Here is a 17,421-nt window from a genome sequence, read left to right as displayed (position 1 = left end):
GCTTCGCGCCTGTGCGCGGTTGACGGGTCTGCGGACCCGTCAACCGCGCACAGGCGTTTACAGCCGTAGATCGAAAGGGACGTGCGAGTGCATCGAGCGGGACGACGAACCCGACAGATCCTGCCGATCGCGACAGCCCTTGTCGCCGGCCTCGTGCTGGCGGGCTGCACCGCGAACCCGCCGCCGCCGGTGGAGAGCACCGACAGTCCCAAGCCGACGACGACGGTGCCCACCAAGAACACCGTCGTGGTCGCGATCGACGACCTTGGCCTCGGCTTCAATCCGCACCTGCTCGCCGACCAGTCCCCGGTCACCTCGGCGGTCAGCTCGATGGTGCTGCCGAGCGCCTTCCGTCCGGCGCCGAGCCCCACCCGGCCCGGCGGCACGGACTGGCTCCCCGACGAGTCCCTGCTGATCTCCGCGGACGTCACCTCGCAGAATCCGTTCACCGTCACGTACCAGCTCCGCAACGAGGCACAGTGGTCCGACAGCGCGCCGATCGCCGCCGAGGACTTCCGCTACCTGTGGCGGCAGATGATCAGCCAGCCGGGCGTCGTCGACCCGGCCGGCTACGGCCTCATCACCGACATCGGCTCCTCGGGCGGCGGCAAGACCGTCACCGTGACGATGAGCTCGCCGTATCCGGCGTGGCGGGAGCTGTTCACGGATCTGCTCCCCTCGCACCTTGTGAAGGACTCGCCGGGCGGGTTCACCCGCGGACTGGCGGAGAACATCCCGGTGTCCGGCGCCGACTTCCACATCAAGTCCATCGACCGCGGCCGCGACGAGATCCTGCTCGAACGCAACGACCGGTTCTGGGGCAAGCCCGCGACCCCCGATCAGATCCTCATGCGTCGCGGTGGTTCGTCCGCGCAGTTGGCGGACTCGATCCGTTCCGGTGACACCCAGGTCGCGCAGGTGCGCGGCAACAGTCCGCTGCAGGCGCAGTTGGCCGCGATCCCCTCGGTGCGCGCCGCCGTCACCCCCGCGCCGCGGGTGCTGGAGCTGACCCTGAACGGCAGGGTCCCCTCGCTCGCCGACCAGCGGCTGCGCCGCGGTCTGATGGGGCTGCTCAGCCCCGACCTGTTGGCCTCCGTCGGCACCCCGACCGGCGCGAACGCGACGCCGGCCAGGGCCCAGGTGCTCGCACCGTCCGATCCGGGCTACGTCCCGACCGCCCCGCCGGCCCCGAGCCGCGAGCAGGCGCTCGGGTTGCTCGCCGAGGCGGGCTGGGTTCACACCGTGGTCGAAGGCCCCGGCGAGACGGCGCAGGCCAAGATCGCGAAGGACGGCGAGCAGCTGGCCCTGGTGATCGGTGCGCCGGAGGGCGACGACTCCGCCATCGCCGTCGCGAACACCGCGGCCGACCAGCTCCGCGGCGCCGGGGTGGATGCCTCGGTGACGACGATGCGTCCGGACGAGCTGTACGGCAAGTCGCTCGTCGAGGGCGAGGTCGACGCCGTGGTCGGCTGGGTGCGCGCGGGTTCCGACCCGGCGACCTCGATGGCCTCCCGGTTCGCCTGCCCCCCGCCTGCGTCCCCGTCCCCGCCCCCGTCCGGTGCAGGCGAGTCGACGGACGTCGAGCCCGACGTCGTGCCGGATCCGCTTGCCCCGAGCAACCTGTCGGGACTCTGTGACCCGGCCCTGCAGGCGGGCATCGACGAGGCGCTTCGCGGGACCGCGGACGTCGGACACGTGATCGCGCAGGCCGAGCCGAAGCTGTGGGATCTCGCCGCCGTGCTGCCCGTCCTGCAGGACATGACCGTGGTCGCTGCCGGGCCAGGTGTCCAGGGTGTATCGCTGACCGGTGCGATCCAGGTCGGCATCTTCGCCGATGCCGCCGGCTGGTCGAGGAGCCCGCAGTGAGCGAACGTCGACTGCTGCTGGTGCACGCCCATCCCGACGACGAGACCCTCACCACCGGGGGCACCATCGCGCGGTACGCCGCCGATGGCGCGCGGGTGACCGTGCTGACCTGCACGCTCGGCGAGGAGGGCGAGGTGATCGGTGAGCGCTGGGCGGGCCTCGTCGCGGACCGGGCCGATCAGCTCGGCGGTTACCGCATCCTCGAACTGACCGAGGCGCTCGAGAGGCTTGGCGTCGACGGCCCCAGGTTCCTCGGCGGGGTAGGACGCTGGCGGGATTCCGGCATGATCGGCACCCCGTCCGCCGCCAACCCGCGCGCGTTCGTGAACGCGGACCCCGAGGAGGCGGTCGCGGCTCTGGTCGCGGTGATCCGGGAGGTCCGTCCGCACGTGGTGGTCTGCTACGACCCGGACGGCGGCTACGGCCACCCCGATCACATCCAGGCACACCGCTTCACGATGGCCGCGGTGTCGGCTGCGGGCACCGATGTGTATCAGGACGCGGGTCGGCCGTGGGAGCCGGCAAAGGTGTATTGGACTGTCACCGAGGCGAACTCGTTGTCGCAGGGCATCGAGTGCATCACCGAGATCCCGTCGTCGTGGCGGATGCCCGAGCCGGGGGAGTTGCCCTGTGTGCTCGACGAGACCGTGACCGCCGCGGTGGACGTGCGGGCCGTGCTCGAGGCCAAGCGGTCGGCGCTGGCCGCGCACGCGACGCAGGTGACGGTGTCGGAGACCGGCTCGGAGTACGCGCTGTCGAACAATGTCGCCCAGCCGATCCTGGCCGAGGAACACTACGTCCTGGTGCGCGGGGTCCACGGTGCCCTCGACGCCGACGGTCGCGAGCGGGACCTGTTCTCCGGCATCGACTTCTAGCAAGCGGTCGCGCCAAAGGCTTCCAGTCGGCCCACGGGGTGACCCGATCCGGGTTACCCTCGGTGTGCTTCATCAGACGTTCGTGAGTTTTCTTTCGCACGTGTATCCAGATCGAGTGTCGATTTCGCCGATCACGGAGGGATGAGCCAGATGGCGTTGCACAGGGTCACCGATAGGGGCGGGGACGTCCAAGACATCTACTCGACGCCGCTCAGCCGAGAAGTGCTGCCGAAATACCAGATGCCGGACGGACCCTCGGACCCGCGGATCGCCTACGCGCTGATCCACGGCGAACTCCAGCTCGACGGCAACTCCTCGCAGAACCTCGCGACGTTCTGTTCGACCTGGTCCGAGGACGAGGTCCACAGGCTGATGAACGACTGCCTCGACAAGAACATGATCGACAAGGACGAGTATCCGCAGACCGCGGAGATCGAGTCCAGGTGCGTGCACATGCTGGCGGACCTGTGGAACTCGCCCGCCGGACGCGACACCATGGGCTGCTCCACGACCGGATCGAGCGAGGCCGCGATGCTCGGCGGGCTGGCCCTCAAGTGGCGCTGGCGCCAGCGGCGGCAGGCGGAGGGTCAGCCGACGGACCGCCCGAACCTGGTGTGCGGGCCGGTGCAGATCTGCTGGGACAAGTTCGCCCGGTACTTCGACGTGGAACTGCGCCAGGTCCCGCTCGAGCCGGGCGCGACGGGGATACGTCCGCACCAGTTGCGGGACTACGTCGACGAGAACACCATCGGCGTCGTCGCGATCCTGGGCGTCACCTACACCTGTGACTACGAGCCCGTCGCGGAGATCGCGGCGGAGCTGGACGCGATCATGGCGGACACCGGCCTGGACGTGCCCGTCCACGTCGACGCGGCCAGCGGGGGGTTCATCGCGCCGTTCGTGCAGCCGGAGTTGGTGTGGGACTTCCGGATCCCGAGGGTCGCCTCCATCAACACCTCCGGCCACAAGTACGGACTGGCCCCGCTCGGGGTCGGCTGGGTGGTGTGGCGGTCGGCGGACCTGCTGCCAGAGGACCTGGTGTTCCGGGTGAGTTATCTCGGCGGCGACATGCCGACCTTCGCGCTCAACTTCTCCCGGCCGGGCGGCGAGATCGTCGCCCAGTACTACCTGCTGCTGCGCCTCGGCCGCGAGGGCTACCGCATGATTCAGCAGACCTGTGCCGAAACCGCCCAGGCCCTCGCCGAGGAGATCAAGACGATGGGGCCGTTCACCCTGCTCTACGACGGGACCGGCGGGCTACCCGCCGTGTCGTACACCCTGACCGACCCGGCGACGGCGGGCTTCTCGTTGTACGACCTCAGCGACGAGCTGCGGAGGCGCGGCTGGCAGGTGCCCTCCTACCCGTTGCCCGCGAACCGTGAGGAGACCGTCATCCAGCGGGTCCTGGTCCGGCACGGGATCTCCCGCGACGTGATCGCCCTGCTGGCCGAGGACATCCGTCGATCGCTGGCGCGGCTGGTCGGGGGCACACCGTCCGACGAGACCCGGGCGGGGTTCCATCACTGACGGGTTCGGGTCCCTCCCGAGGTACGGGATCGGCTGTGGCGGCCGACACCCATCCGACTAGACTGTGATGTGGGTCATAGCCGGGTCGGGCTGACGGAAGGATGTCGATGTACAACTGGAGTGTTCAGAACGCGATCGTGGCATTCGTGGATTCGCTGCGACCCAATGCGCAGCAGTACCACGACATGTACATGACGGGGCTGTACAACTTCGTCGACATGCAGAGTCACCTGCTCACGCTCCTCGGCTACCCGCCGGTGGGCTGAAGCCCCCGGCCTACGATTGGTGCCATGACTTCCGGCACCAGCCCCGCACCGACCGGGCGCCGCATCCTCGACTCGGCGATTCTCGGCCTGCTGATATTCGATGGCGTGCTCACGGCCGTGCTGGCCGTGCTGTTCCTGCCCATCTACCTGGGTTCGGTGGCGTTTCCCATCAGCGCGCTCGCCGCGGGCGTCGTCAACGTGTTGCTGGTGCTCGGGGCCCGCACCGTGACCGATCGGGCCTCGATGGCGGCGCTGCCGCTGGTCGGCTGGTTCCTCGGCTTCGTGCTGTGCATGTTCGGTGGTCCGGGCGGGGACGCCCTGCTCCTCGCGAGTCCGCTGACCCTGCTGTTGCTCGGGTTGGCGGTGGTACCGGCCGGGCTGCTGCTGCTGAAGTTCGCCTCCGACGACGCGGTCGCCCGCGGCAGCTCCGCCCGCCGGGCCTAGCGCGCGTCCGCCGGGTTCGATTCGCCGATCGCCGGTCGGAGTGGACGGCGGGCTGCTACCGTCCCGTCGACCGCGTTGCAGGGCGACGACTGGAGCAGACACGTGATCGAGGTTTCGAGCTGGTTTCCCCGCGCCCGTCGAATGGGTTGGGCCACAGCGGCAATGGCAACCACCGTCGCCGCGGCTTTCGTGGTCGGTACCGGGGCCGCCAACGCGGTTCCGCAGCCTGCGGACGGACTCGACGAGGTGCTGTTCGTCGGGAACAACTGGGAAGGTACCGCCGACGTCATCGAGTCGACCGGCGGCTACGCCAAACTCGGTCGGGTGAACATCATCCCGGACAAGGAGGCGCGGCTGCGGGAGATCTACCTGAACCCGATCAAGCTGGGCTTCTTCCTCGGGATCCGCGAGACCGCGGGCGAGGGGCACGACCAGTTCGTCGACGACATGTACACCACCCCGGACGGGTCCGCGGTCGTCGCGTCCCGGCCCAGCTTCGCCGACGTCGTCTCGATCGACCTGGTCAGCGGAAAGGTCAACTGGCGCTTCCCGGTATCCGGTTTCCGGGCAGACCACATGGCCGTATCGCCGGACGGCGGCAGGGTCGCGGTCTCCGCGTCGACCAGCAACACCGTGCACGTGCTCGACATCCGCACCGGTGCGCAGGTCGGGTCGTTCAAGACGGGGGACAAGCCGCACGAAAACGTGTTCACCGACGGCGGCCGGTACCTGTGGAACATGTCCATCGGCGAGGTGAACACCCCGCTCGACGCTCCCTCACAGGACTCCACCAAGGGCGACCGCAGGATCACCGTGGTCGATGCCCAGACCTTCCAAACGGTCAAGGTGATCGACATGCGGGATCGGCTGGACGCCTTCGGCCGCAAGGACCTCTCGGACTCGGTACGGCCGGTGGCATTCAACCCCGACGAGAGCAAGCTGTACTTCCAGGTGTCCTTCTTCAACGGCTTCCTCGAGTACGACGTCTCCGCCGACGCGATCACCCGGATCAAGGAACTGCCGAAGAACCCGAACACCAACCCGGATCGAACCACCTGGGTCAACGACTCCCGCCACCACGGCATGTCGATCAGTCCGGACGGCGCCAAACTGTGTATCGCCGGGACCATGGACGACTACGTGACCGTCGTCGACACGGCCACGTTGCAGGAGACCCCGACCGTCCCGGCAGGAAAGCCGTACTGGGCCACGGTCAACGGCGACGGCACACACTGCATCGTGTCCGAGAGCGCCACCGACTCGGTGAGCGCGATCGACTTCGCCACTGGGCAGAAGGTGGCCACCGTGCCCGTGGGCGATCATCCGCAGCGGGTGCGCATCGGACACGTCCCCGCGGGCTGGGCCGGTACCCCCGACGGGGGGACGGGCACGGGCAGCCTCGAGGGTGCGCTGGGAAGCGTGGGCTCCTAGCTACTCCTGCGGCAGCAATCCCGCCGCCCGACCGGCGTCGGACAGCACCGCCTCGACCATCGCCGGGGTGAGCCGACCGGTGAAGGTGTTCTGCTGGCTGACGTGAAAGCAGCCGAACAGGTGCAGGTCGTGCCCGATCCCTGATGCGGGGAGCGCGACGTGCGCGCCGTGTCCGAACTTCGGTCGCGGCCGCGGGATCGGCCACCCGGCGTCGGCCAGCGCAGGCAGCAGCGCCTGCCAACCGAATCCGCCGAGCACCACCACCGCCCGCAGGGTGGGACTGAGCAGCCGCAGTTCCTCGTCGATCCAGCGCCTGCAGGTGTCCCGCTCGGTGGGGGTCGGCTTGTTGTCCGGGGGCGCACAGTGCACCGGTGCCGTGACCCGGGTGCCGCGCAGCGCGAGCCCGTCCCCGATGCGAATCGAGGTCGGCTGGTTCGCCAGGCCGACCGCGTGCAGCGCCGCGTACAGCACGTCCCCGCTGCGGTCGCCGGTGAACATCCGGCCGGTCCGGTTCCCGCCGTGCGCGGCCGGCGCCAGCCCGACGATCAGCAGTGATGCATCTGCCGGTCCGAAACCGGGAACGGGCCTGCCCCAGTACGTCTCGTCGCGGAACGCGGCGCGTTTCTCCACGGCCACACGCTCGCGCCACTCGACCAGGCGTGAGCAGCGCCTGCAGTCGACGAGCTCGCCGTCCATCTCGGCGAGGGTGGCATGGGCTTCCACAGATCCGACGGTACCCGCGCGGTCGGCGCGGAGTTCGGATCTACCCGGAGCAGGGGATGGTGCCTGCGAGCGTCGGGTCGAGGGCCTTGCGGGCGAGGAAGATCGGAGCCGAGTGTTCGAGGATCCCGGCCTGGGGGTTCGGGCCGGTGTCGAAGCTCTTCCGAGAGTGCCCGACAAAGAGGTCCTGGTTCTGGCACTCGTCCTGTACGTACATGTTCTGGAGGGATGCTCCGGGGGCGCCATTGAGGAACGACCCCGTGTACGGGGTGATGGTCCTATCGGTTCTAGACGCGATGACGGTGTAGTCGATCCCCGGGAAGGTCTCCTGTCCGGCGTTGAGCCTGGCCAGGAACTCCGATCCGATGATCTGCTGCTGCGAGGACTTCGAGGCACCGGCTGCAATGGCCGCGTCGACGGTGAGGTACTGGCCGCGGTAGCTCGTTCCGTGGGTGGACGGCGCGAGCATGACAAGGGTGTGAACCTTGTTGTTCGCGGGGTTCTCCTGGTCCGCGCCGCCGGCGAACCGGAGGTACTGCCGGGTCACCGTTGCGCCCTGCGAGTGCCCGACGACGTCGACCTGCGCGGAGCCGGTTTTCGTACGCACCTTTTCGATGAACCCGTCCAGCTCGACCGCTGCGTCCTCGATCGCTGCGTGTCCCCACCAGTTCCGGTCAGCCGGGATGGGTATCGGGCCGAGGAAGAGGGAGGGGGCGAAGCCGTAGTTCAGCGCAAAGACGCAGTACCCGTCGGCCTTCAGTGGCTTGATCAGCGGGCCCTGGTCATTCGGGTTCTCCGCGTTGCCCCAGCTCTCCTGCATGCTCCTCCCGGTACCGTGCACCAGCACGACCGGTCGAGGGTGCTGCGGCGACGGCTCGCATTCCCAGTCGTTCACGCCTGCGAGTGTGCCCTGTTCGGGCGCCCCGGCAGAACCGGTCACAGAGGACTGGGCTGACGCAGCCGCCGGCGGGAGGATCGCGGTGGTGAGGGCGAACAGTGCGACGGTCGCGACGCTCGTCGCGACCGCGCGGAGCCGGTCGTTCACGTGAGTAACTCCTGAGGCTGGGTCCGGGAAGTGCGAAACAGTGCAGCCGTCATCTGTAACACCTCGGACGGGGGCGGCGCAGCAGAATGCCCCGTTCGGTCAGTCCGATGCCGCGTGCACCCGCAACGTCAGCACCTGGAACGGCCGCAACGTCAGGGTGATCGCGTCGCCGTCGAGGGTGACGCCGGTGGGTACGTCGACCGGTCGCTCGAGCAGGTCCACGAAATCGACGCCCGCGTGTGGGAGGTCGAGGTCGATCCGCGCGGTCGACCTGGCGCCGGTGGATTCGTGCAGCCGGACCACGACGTCGCCGCTGCGGTCCTCGGCGAGCTTGACGGCCTCCACCACAACAGCCGGATTCGACACCCGCAGGAGCGGTTCGACCGGCGCGCCACCCGTGATCGTGCGCGGCGGCAGGTTGATCCGATAGCCCTCGGTGACCGCATCGCCGATCGTGGCACCCGGACGGACGGAGACCCGCAGCGTGTGCGTGCCCTGATCGGAGGTCGGGTCCGGGTACAGCGGCGCGCGGAGCAGTGACAGGCGCACGGTGGTGGTGCTTCCGCCGTCCGGCCGGGCGGAGCGCCCGACGTCGTGGCCGTAGGTGGAGTCGTTCGCCACCGCGACGCCGTAGCCGGGCTCGCCGACGTGCACCCAGCGGTGCGCGCAGATCTCGAACTTCGCGAAGTCCCAGGACGTGTTGGAGTGCGTCGGCCGGAATACGTGGCCGAACTGTGTCTCCGCGGCGCTGCGGTCGGCGTGCACGTCGAGCGGGAAGGACAGCTTGAGCAGCTTCTGCCGTTCGTGCCAATCGATCTCGTTGCTGATCTCCAGCGCGCGTGCGCCAGGGGCGAGTTCGAGCCGCTGCACGACGGTCGAGTCCCCGAAGGACCTGCGCACCACCACGGCGTCGCCGTCACGATCGACGGAGTCGGCGTCCCGCAGGTCGGTCACCGTGCGGCGATAGAACTCGTCGATGTCCCAGGCGTCCCACTGGTTCGGCACGTCCCTGTGCAGCTGCAGCAGGTTGCCGACCGCACCGGGCGCGATGGCGTCGCGTCCCGTGTCGGCATCGGTCAGCGAGGTGATCAGTCCGTCACCGTTGATCGCGGCCCGGACGAGGCCGTTGTCCAGGACGAAGCCCTTGCCGCTCTTGGTGATCCGGGTGGGGACGGCCCCGGGGTCGGCGGTCGCGATGCCGAGCGCGGGCACGCCGTCGCGCGCCTGGGGGCCCGCGTTGAGGGTGAGGGTCGCCGAGCCCGCTCCGATCAGTACGCCCGCCGCGTCGGCGATGATCTCCTCCAGGCCTGCCGCGACGGCGGCGTAGTTGCGCTCGGCGTCGCGGTGCACCCACGCGATGGAGCTGCCCGGCAGGATGTCGTGGAACTGCTGCAGCAGCACCAGATGCCAGAGCCGCTCGAGTTCGTCATACGGATACGGCGCCCCGGCTCGCACGGCGGCCGTGGTCGCCCACAGTTCCGCCTCGCGCAGGAGGTGTTCGCTGCGCCGGTTGCCCTGCTTGGTCCTGGCCTGCGAGGTGTAGGTCCCGCGGTGCAACTCCAGGTATAGCTCGCCGGACCACACCGGCGGTGTGGGGTACTCCGCCTCGGCACGGCGGAAGAAGTTCACCGGCGAGTCCAGCGTCACGGTGGGTGAGCCCTCGAGCGAGCGGGTCCGCTCGGCCGCGGCCAGCATCTCGCGGGTCGGCCCGCCGCCACCGTCACCCCACCCGAACGGGACAAGGGACACCGTCCCCGCCCCCTGCTCCCGGTAGTTGCGCTGGGCGTGACCGAGGTCGTGGCCGGACAGGTCCGAGTTGTACTTGTCGACAGGGGGGAAGTGGGTGAAGACCTGGGTGCCGTCGATGCCCTCCCACCGAAAGGTGTGGTGCGGCATCCGGTTCGTCTTGTTCCAGGAGATCTTCTGGGTGAGGAAGTACTGCGACCCCGACAGGCGGACCAGCTGCGGCAGCGCGGCCGAGTAGCCGAACGAATCGGGCAGCCAGACCTCGGGGGTGTCGACGCCGAACTCGTCGAGGAAGAACCGTTTGCCCGCCACGAACTGCCGCGCCATCGCCTCGCCGCCGGGCATGTTGGTGTCGGCCTCCACCCACATGCCGCCGACCGGGACGAACTGGCCTGCCGCGACCTTGTCCCGGATCCGCTCGAACAGTTCCGGATAGCCGTCCCTGACCCAGGCGAGCTGCTGCGCGGACGAGCAGGCGAACCGGAAGTCCGGGTGATCATCCATCAGCGCAACGACATTGGCGAATGTGCGGGCGCACTTTCGGATGGTCTCGCGCACCGGCCACAGCCAGGCCGAGTCGATGTGCGCGTGCCCGACGGCGACCAGGTTGTGTGCGCTGGCGTAGGCCGGTCGCGCGAGCACCTCGCGCAGTTGCCTGCGGCCCGCGGCTGCGGTGCCTGCGATGTCGTCCGGGTCGACGGTGTCGAGCATCCGCTCGAGGGCGCGCAGGATCTCGTGCCTGCGCGGCAGGTCGAACGGCAGCGCGTGCATCAGGCCGCTGAGCGCCGCGATGTCCTGCGTCAGCTCCCACACCGTGCGGTCGCGAAGCGCGAAGTCGACCTGGCGGAGCTGGTAGATCGGATCCTCGCCCGCGGTGCCCGGGTCACCGAGCGGGGTGGGCTGGAAGCCGAAACTCCGTGCCACATCGGGATTCGCGGCCAGCTCGAGGTACAGGTCGACCGGTCGGTGCGGGTCGACGGGAAGGTAGGTGTTGAACGGGGAGATCGCCTTGATGACGGTGCCGTCGGGGCGGTAGGCGAGCGCCTCGGCGTTGAAGCCGGGGCCGCCGGTGAATCCGGGATCGACCACCAGCTCCACCTCGACGTCGTCGCCCAGGTCGAGCCAGCGATCGGGCACGTGTCCGGTCACGTGCAGCCACATCGTCCCCCACGGCCTGCCCCAGCGGGTTCCGATCGTGATGGGCGCGAACTCCTGCCCCAGTGCCTCCGCCACGGGCACCGGCTCGCCCGGCACCTGCCACGCCGTGAGCTCGGCCGGCTCGGTGTCCCGGTAGAGCGCCCCGCCGAGCCGCTGCTCGACGAACCGCCGCAGCCGCTCCTCCACGATTTCGCGATCGTCGTGCATCGGTGTCCTCCGTGCGTCGAGGTGCAGTGTCATGACCCGAGGCTTCGCCCGAGGGTTTGGATCGGCTCAGGTGGTGCGGGTCCAGATGTCGCCCGCGCCGGGGGTCACCGTCTCGATCAGGGCCCAGGCGCGGTCGGCGGGCATGTCGAGCACCTCGTAGTGGCCGGCACCGGCCGGGGTGGCCGCCACCACGGTGGCGACCCCGGCGCGCCGCTGGAACCAGCTCTGCCGCACGGTCCATCCGATGATGCCGTCGGCCTCGAGGCTGGCCCGGCTGCGGTCCAGCGAGCCGCTGCGGGTGATGAGCCATCCGGGCGGCGCGGCGTGGCCGAGGCCCCGATAGCGGTCCCAGGCCAGCGCGGTGGCGGCAACGGCCAGGACCGCGACCCCGGCCCACGCCTGCCACCCCAGCGGCACGCCAAGGGCGGCCGCGACCGCGGTCGCGACGGCCAGCGCTGCCACCGGGAGCAGCGCCCGGGTGTACCGGCGGCGCCTGGCGGCCGGGCCGTGCGGGGCGAGCGCCACGGGGGAGTGGTCGCCGCCGAGGACCACGGCAGCCACCCGCTCGGCCTCGGCCCGCGGCGACTGCGGCATCAGCAGGGTGGACTGTCCCTTCCCTGAGCTGATCCCCGTCATGATCGCGTCGAGGTGGGCGCCGCCCGCGGCGCGCAGGAGCAACGGCTCGCGCAGCGAGGTTCCGCGCAGCCGGGCCCGATCCAGGGTGGTCTGCCTGGTCTTGAGCAGGCCGTGGCTGACGTGCAACACCTTGCCGTTGTCGGTGACCAGGAGATTGCCGAACGCGATGAGGTAGCGCACGCAGGAGAGCCCGCTCGCCACCACGAGGAGCACGACCAGTGCGAGCGCGACGGCGGCGGCGATGCCGAGGTGCTGTATGGAGTCGACCCCCCGGCTCACCGCCGAGGAGTCGGCGATCCACTTGCCGAGCCCGTACTGGAAGGCGAGGCCGATCGCCGCGGCCACCGTCAGCACCCCGGTGACGGAGAACGGTGCGTAGCGGACCCAGGCGGGCGTCCAGTGCGCGATCTCCGTTTCCCGGTGCGGGGTGCCCGCGTCCGCCCCAACCTGCAACGCCTCGGCATCGGCAGGCGCTGCCGGTTCCTGGTGCCCGGCCAGCAGGGCCGCGCGCAGGGCGGGGACGAGGGCGGAATCGAGCGCGTTGAGCTCGAACCTCTTGGAGTCGCCGTGTCCGGATTGCTGGCCGGTGCCGATCCGGACGACGGACAGGCCCAGAACCCTGTGCAGCACACCGGACTCCACGTCGACCGAGCGGATGCGGTTGCGCGGCACCGAGAGCAGGTTCTTCTGGAACACACCGGTGCGCAGCTGCACATGGACCGGGCCGATCCGGTAACTGGTGGTGAACCAGCGCAGCAACGCGTACGCCACCAGGACGGCGACGACGATCAGGCCGAACGTGTGGTTGCCGCTCTGGGTGCCGACGACCAGTGAGATCAGCAGCACCGGTAGCAGTTTGACGACCTCGTCGACCGGATGGACGAGCAGCATCCGCTTGTCGAGACGCAGCCACGGCTGTTCCTGCTCGGCAGCCAGCGCGGCGGCGCCCGAGGCCTCCGGTGGGGCGGTACCGGGCGCGGGGTGCGGTGTCGCGTACTGCGGCGGGGCCGGATGCCCTGGTGCGCTCACGTCGCGTCCCCGACGTTGCGGCCCGCGATCTCCGTGAGCTGCGCGACGGTCCGGTCCGCGACCTCGCGGTCGAGCGCGGTGATGGTGACCGCGCCCGCGGACGAGGCGGTGGTGACGGTGACCGTGGCGAGGCCGAGCATCCGGTCGATCGGTCCGCGCTCGGTGTCGACGGTCTGCACCCGCGAGATCGGGGCGATGCGGCGCTCCTGGGTGAACCATCCGGTCTTCGTGTACACCGCGTCGGCGCTGATCTCCCAGCGGTGCACGCGGTACCGCCACTGCGGGACGACCAGGACGTGCGTCGCCGCCACCGCGACGCTGACGACGAACACCGCGACGTGCGGCCAGGTGGTCCAGCGTCCGTCGACGAATCCCCAGACGATCTGGGCGATGAAGGCCGGGATCCACATCAGCGCGGCGTTGATCGCCCACAACTGCGGGGCGCGGGTGCTCGGTCGCCACTGGGGGTCGGCCATGGTGACGACGGGGGGCGGGGGAGTGCTCACCTCTCCAGCCTGCCCGATCCGGTGCCGTCGCAGTGCGATCATCCGCCGGTTTCGGTCGATGTCGCCCCCTCCCGCGGGTCCGCGGGAGGTTTAGCCTGGGAGAGGCGAGGGAAGGAACGACCATGGACCGATTCGATCCCGCCTCCGGACCCGAGGTCCCCGAGGCCGACCGCGCCGAGCAGGAGACCCCCGTCGTCGAGCAGGACGACGCGGAAAACACGGAGGAAGGGTCGCCCGGCTCGCTCGAGGTCAACGACGCCGACGCGGCCGAACAGGCGCGCGTGGTGCCGGACGACGACGAGTATCCGCACGGGTGACCGGGCGCGTTTGCTGCGGTGGGGAGGCCTCCCCCTGGCAGGTCCCACGGGTGATGGCGCATGATCGAACGCGTGAGCACTGACGACGCCCCCGCGACCACACCCGCGATGCTGCCCGATCCCGCGATGCCGTCGGGATCCGCGCAGGTGGGTGCACCGGCTCCGCCCGCAGGTTCGCCGGCCCCGTCGGCGTCCGCGATGCGCAGGGTGCTGCGCCGCGCCCGCGACGGCGCCACCCTCAACGTCGACGAGGCGACGGTGCTGCTGCACGCCCGCGGCGCCGACCTCGAGGATCTGTGCACGTCGGCGGCACGGGTCCGCGATGCCGGCCTCGAGGCCGCGGGGCGGCCGAAGACGGTCAGCTACTCGCGCAAGGTGTTCATCCCGCTGACCCGGCTGTGCCGCGACAAGTGCCACTACTGCACGTTCGTCACCGTCCCGGGAAAGCTGCGGGCCGAGGGACGGGGGATGTACCTGGACCCGGACGAGGTGCTCGACATCGCCCGCCGCGGCGCCGAACTCGGCTGCAAGGAGGCGCTGTTCACCCTCGGTGACCGGCCCGAGGAAAGATGGCCGGAGGCACAGGAGTGGCTCGAGTCCCGGGGCTACGACTCCACCCTGGATTACGTGCGCGCGATGTCGATCCGGGTGCTCGAGGAGACCGGACTGCTGCCGCACCTGAACCCCGGCGTGATGAGCTGGGAGGAGATCTCACGGCTCAAGCCGGTCGCGCCGTCGATGGGCATGATGCTCGAGACCACCTCCACCCGGCTCTTCACCGAGAAGGGCGAATGCCACTACGGCAGCCCCGACAAGGACCCGGCCGTGCGGCTGCGCACCCTCACCGATGCGGGCAGGCTCTCGGTTCCGTTCACCACCGGCATCCTGGTCGGCATTGGCGAGACCATGACCGAACGTGCCGAGTCCATTCTCGCGATCCGCAAGTCCCACAAGGCGTTCGGTCACATCCAGGAAGTCATCATCCAGAATTTCCTGGCCAAGGACGACACCGCGATGCGCGACGCGCCGGACGCGGGAATCGAGGAGTTCCGGGCCGCCATCGCCGTCGCCCGGCTGCTGCTCGGGCCCGGCATGCGGATCCAGTCACCGCCGAACCTGGTGTCCGCCGACGAGTGCCTCGCCCTGATCTCCGCCGGCGTCGACGACTGGGGCGGGGTTTCGCCGCTCACCCCGGACCACGTCAACCCGGAACGGCCGTGGCCGAACCTCGACACGCTGGCCGCGATCACCGCAGAGGCGGGCTACACGCTCACCGAGCGGACCGCGGCCCAGCCGCCGTACGTGCTCGCAGGCTCGCCGTGGATCGACCCCCGCATCTCCGCGCACGTCCAGGCCCTCGCCGACCCGGTGACCGGGCTGGCACGGCCGGACACCAAACCGACCGGTCTGCCCTGGCAGGAGCCGGACGAGGCGTGGGTGTCGGCCGGGCGCATCGACCTGAACACCGCGATCGACACGGAGGGCCGCAACACCGAGACCCGAAGCGACCTCGGCAGCGCGTTCGGTGACTGGGACTCGGTCCGCGAGCAGGTCCTCGAGCTGTCCAACCAGGGCGTGCCGGTGCGGCTCGACTCCGAGGTGCTGGCGGCGCTGCGCAGCGCCGAGCGCGACCCCGGCGCCTGCACCGACGACGAGTACCGGGCCCTGGCCACCGCCGACGGGGAGGGTCTCGAGGCGATGGTCGCGTTGGCCGACGCCCTGCGCCGCGACGCCGTCGGTGACGACGTCACCTACGTGGTCAACCGGAACATCAACTTCACCAACATCTGCTACACCGGCTGCCGGTTCTGCGCCTTCGCGCAGCGCAAGGGCGACGCCGACGCGTTCACCCTGTCCACGGACGAGGTGGCCGACCGGGCCTGGGAGGCGCACGTCGCCGGGGCCACCGAGGTCTGCATGCAGGGAGGCATCGACCCCGAGCTGCCCGTCACGGGCTACGCGGACCTGGTCCGCGCGGTCAAGGCGCGGGTGCCGTCGATGCACGTGCACGCCTTCAGCCCGATGGAGATCGTCAACGGCGCCTCCCGCGGTGGGCAGAGCGTGCGGGACTGGCTGACCGACCTGCGTGCGGCGGGCCTGGACTCGATCCCCGGCACCGCGGCGGAGATCCTTGACGACGAGGTGCGCTGGGTGCTCACCAAGGGCAAGCTGCCGACGAGCACCTGGATCGACGTGGTCACCACCGCGCACGAGGTGGGCCTGCGGTCCAGCTCGACGATGATGTACGGACACGTCGATCAGCCGCACCACTGGGTGGGGCACCTCAACGTGCTGCGCGGAATCCAGGACCGCACCGGCGGATTCACCGAGTTCGTGCTGCTGCCGTTCGTGCACCAGAGTTCGCCGCTGTACCTGGCCGGGGCGTCGAGGCCGGGGCCGACGCAGCGCGACAACCGGGCCGCGCACGCGCTGGCGCGGATCATGCTGCACGGGCGGATCCACAACATCCAGACCAGCTGGGTCAAGCTCGGGGTCGCTGGGACGCAGGCGATGCTCCAGGGCGGCGCCAACGACCTGGGCGGCACCTTGATGGAGGAGACCATCTCGCGGATGGCCGGTTCGCAGCACGGATCGGAGATGACGGTGGCGGAGCTGCGGGCGATCGCCGAGGGGATCGGACGCCCGGCCCGGCAGCGCACGACGGGTTATGCCGAAAGGGTGGGAGTGGCATGAGCGACAAGGATCTGATCGGTGACGGCAGGGTCGTCGCGGTGCTCGACCGCGCGGCCTGGGGGATCAACCCGGTGCTCGACCTGATGAGCAGTGATCCGCTGCGGATCAAGGCCAGGACGTTCACGCCGACCGCCGAGCAGCGCTCGATCGCCGAGAAGGTGCTCGACGCGGCGGCCTGGCTGCTCGATGTCGCCGAGGTGCCCGGCACCGCGGCGTGGGAGCGGGCGAGCGACGAGCGCCGCGCCCGGTGGTGGGTGACCCGGCTCGGCGCGCTGAACACCATCGCGGTGGCGTTTCCCGGCGTGTTCGGTCCGCTCGTCCGGCGGCTGCCGATCCAGGACCTGCTGGCGTTCGCGAATCAGACGCTGGTGCTGGTCGCGGTGGCCAGGGAGCTCGGCGTCACCGATCGCAGCGCCCAGGTGGATCTGCTCGCCTCGGTGCTCTGCCGCAGGCAGACCGACGCAAGGACGCTGCTCGCGCACCCGGATGCGACGCCCCCCGAGGCCGGTTCGTCCTGGCGGCCGTTCGCCCTGCTCGGCGCGATGTGGACCACCTCACGGATGCTCCGGGCGATCCCCGACGAGCTCGGGAAGCGGCCGAAGCCCGGCCAGCCCTATCGGACCCTCGGGAAGCTGCCCCTGGTCGGCGCGGTGGCGGACTACTTCGGTGAGCGGGGTGCCCTCGCCAGGGCTGCCGCGCAGGGCCAGCGCTGGATCGACGGCCACACCGTGCGGACGGCGGCGGGCCGATCCGGCGTGCAGGGCCTGTCGAGCGTCTGACTTTCGACCCGGTGTCGCGGGCGCTGCCCCAGTAGTCTGTGGGTGTTCCCCGGTTTCCCGCCGAATCCAGCGGTCAGGGCACCCTAAGCGGGTGCGCCCGGCTCGGGGGGGAGATACTGGTAACTCCTGGGCGGACATGGGGGTTCGCCCGGCGTATTGGTCTTTGACGAAAGGC

The 17,421-nt window shown here is 70.2% G+C and carries 14 protein-coding genes; 9 read left to right on the top strand and 5 right to left on the bottom strand.

Annotated elements, in window-relative coordinates; all coding sequences use genetic code 11:
- The first annotated feature begins 81 nt into the window (after positions 1-81).
- From ACWFRB_RS22855 to ACWFRB_RS22830, 6 genes are all read left to right on the top strand, one after another.
- Positions 82-1,866, top strand: a complete 1,785-nt coding sequence (locus ACWFRB_RS22855; protein WP_452643527.1) for an ABC transporter family substrate-binding protein — start codon at positions 82-84, stop codon at positions 1,864-1,866.
- A complete protein-coding gene (gene mshB, locus ACWFRB_RS22850; protein ID WP_452643526.1) occupies positions 1,863-2,741 on the top strand; it encodes an N-acetyl-1-D-myo-inositol-2-amino-2-deoxy-alpha-D-glucopyranoside deacetylase in 879 nt (292 codons plus the stop codon). Before ACWFRB_RS22855 ends, mshB begins: the two co-directional genes overlap by 4 nt.
- Before the next feature lie 150 nt (positions 2,742-2,891).
- Positions 2,892-4,268 carry a glutamate decarboxylase gene (locus ACWFRB_RS22845; protein WP_452643525.1) on the top strand — a complete coding sequence of 459 codons (1,377 nt, stop codon included), beginning with the start codon at positions 2,892-2,894 and terminating at the stop codon, positions 4,266-4,268.
- A 107-nt stretch (positions 4,269-4,375) separates the two neighbouring features.
- Complete coding sequence (locus ACWFRB_RS22840) at positions 4,376-4,534, top strand: hypothetical protein (protein ID WP_452643524.1); 159 nt, start codon at positions 4,376-4,378, stop codon at positions 4,532-4,534.
- A gap of 24 nt (positions 4,535-4,558) precedes the next feature.
- Complete coding sequence (locus tag ACWFRB_RS22835) at positions 4,559-4,978, top strand: hypothetical protein (protein ID WP_452643523.1); 420 nt, start codon at positions 4,559-4,561, stop codon at positions 4,976-4,978.
- Between the two features lie 162 nt (positions 4,979-5,140).
- On the top strand, positions 5,141-6,409 hold the full coding sequence (locus ACWFRB_RS22830) for a YncE family protein (RefSeq protein ID WP_452643522.1): 1,269 nt from the start codon (positions 5,141-5,143) through the stop codon (positions 6,407-6,409).
- Here ACWFRB_RS22830 and ACWFRB_RS22825 read toward each other — a convergent pair whose 3' ends face one another.
- From ACWFRB_RS22825 to ACWFRB_RS22805, 5 genes are all read right to left on the bottom strand, one after another.
- Complete coding sequence (locus ACWFRB_RS22825; RefSeq protein WP_452643532.1) at positions 6,410-7,105, bottom strand: uracil-DNA glycosylase; 696 nt, start codon at positions 7,103-7,105, stop codon at positions 6,410-6,412.
- Between the two features lie 67 nt (positions 7,106-7,172).
- Complete coding sequence (locus tag ACWFRB_RS22820) at positions 7,173-8,174, bottom strand: esterase/lipase family protein (protein ID WP_452643521.1); 1,002 nt, start codon at positions 8,172-8,174, stop codon at positions 7,173-7,175.
- Between the two features lie 99 nt (positions 8,175-8,273).
- A complete protein-coding gene (locus ACWFRB_RS22815; RefSeq protein WP_452643520.1) occupies positions 8,274-11,285 on the bottom strand; it encodes an alpha-mannosidase in 3,012 nt (1,003 codons plus the stop codon).
- 66 nt (positions 11,286-11,351) lie between these two features.
- On the bottom strand, positions 11,352-12,812 hold the full coding sequence (locus tag ACWFRB_RS22810; RefSeq protein WP_452643531.1) for a PH domain-containing protein: 1,461 nt from the start codon (positions 12,810-12,812) through the stop codon (positions 11,352-11,354).
- 134 nt (positions 12,813-12,946) lie between these two features.
- Positions 12,947-13,426 (bottom strand): PH domain-containing protein, encoded by a 480-nt coding sequence (locus ACWFRB_RS22805; RefSeq protein WP_452643530.1) that lies wholly within the window; start codon positions 13,424-13,426, stop codon positions 12,947-12,949.
- 152 nt (positions 13,427-13,578) lie between these two features.
- On the opposite strand from ACWFRB_RS22805, the gene ACWFRB_RS22800 reads away from it, so the two are divergent.
- The 3 genes from ACWFRB_RS22800 to ACWFRB_RS22790 all read left to right on the top strand — a co-directional run bounded on the left by ACWFRB_RS22800 (position 13,579) and on the right by ACWFRB_RS22790 (position 17,246).
- The gene (locus ACWFRB_RS22800) at positions 13,579-13,773 is read left to right on the top strand and encodes a hypothetical protein (protein ID WP_452643519.1); all 195 of its coding nucleotides are present in this window, start codon (positions 13,579-13,581) and stop codon (positions 13,771-13,773) included.
- 108 nt (positions 13,774-13,881) lie between these two features.
- The gene (locus tag ACWFRB_RS22795) at positions 13,882-16,467 is read left to right on the top strand and encodes a bifunctional FO biosynthesis protein CofGH (RefSeq protein WP_452643529.1); all 2,586 of its coding nucleotides are present in this window, start codon (positions 13,882-13,884) and stop codon (positions 16,465-16,467) included.
- On the top strand, positions 16,464-17,246 hold the full coding sequence (locus tag ACWFRB_RS22790; RefSeq protein ID WP_452643518.1) for a hypothetical protein: 783 nt from the start codon (positions 16,464-16,466) through the stop codon (positions 17,244-17,246). Before ACWFRB_RS22795 ends, ACWFRB_RS22790 begins: the two co-directional genes overlap by 4 nt.
- Positions 17,247-17,421: the final 175 nt, after the last annotated feature.

The sequence above is a fragment of the Rhodococcus sp. NPDC055112 genome, from assembly GCF_053607505.1.
The sequence above is the reverse complement of the archived record's forward strand: the minus strand, read 5'-3'. Positions and strand labels throughout refer to the sequence as shown.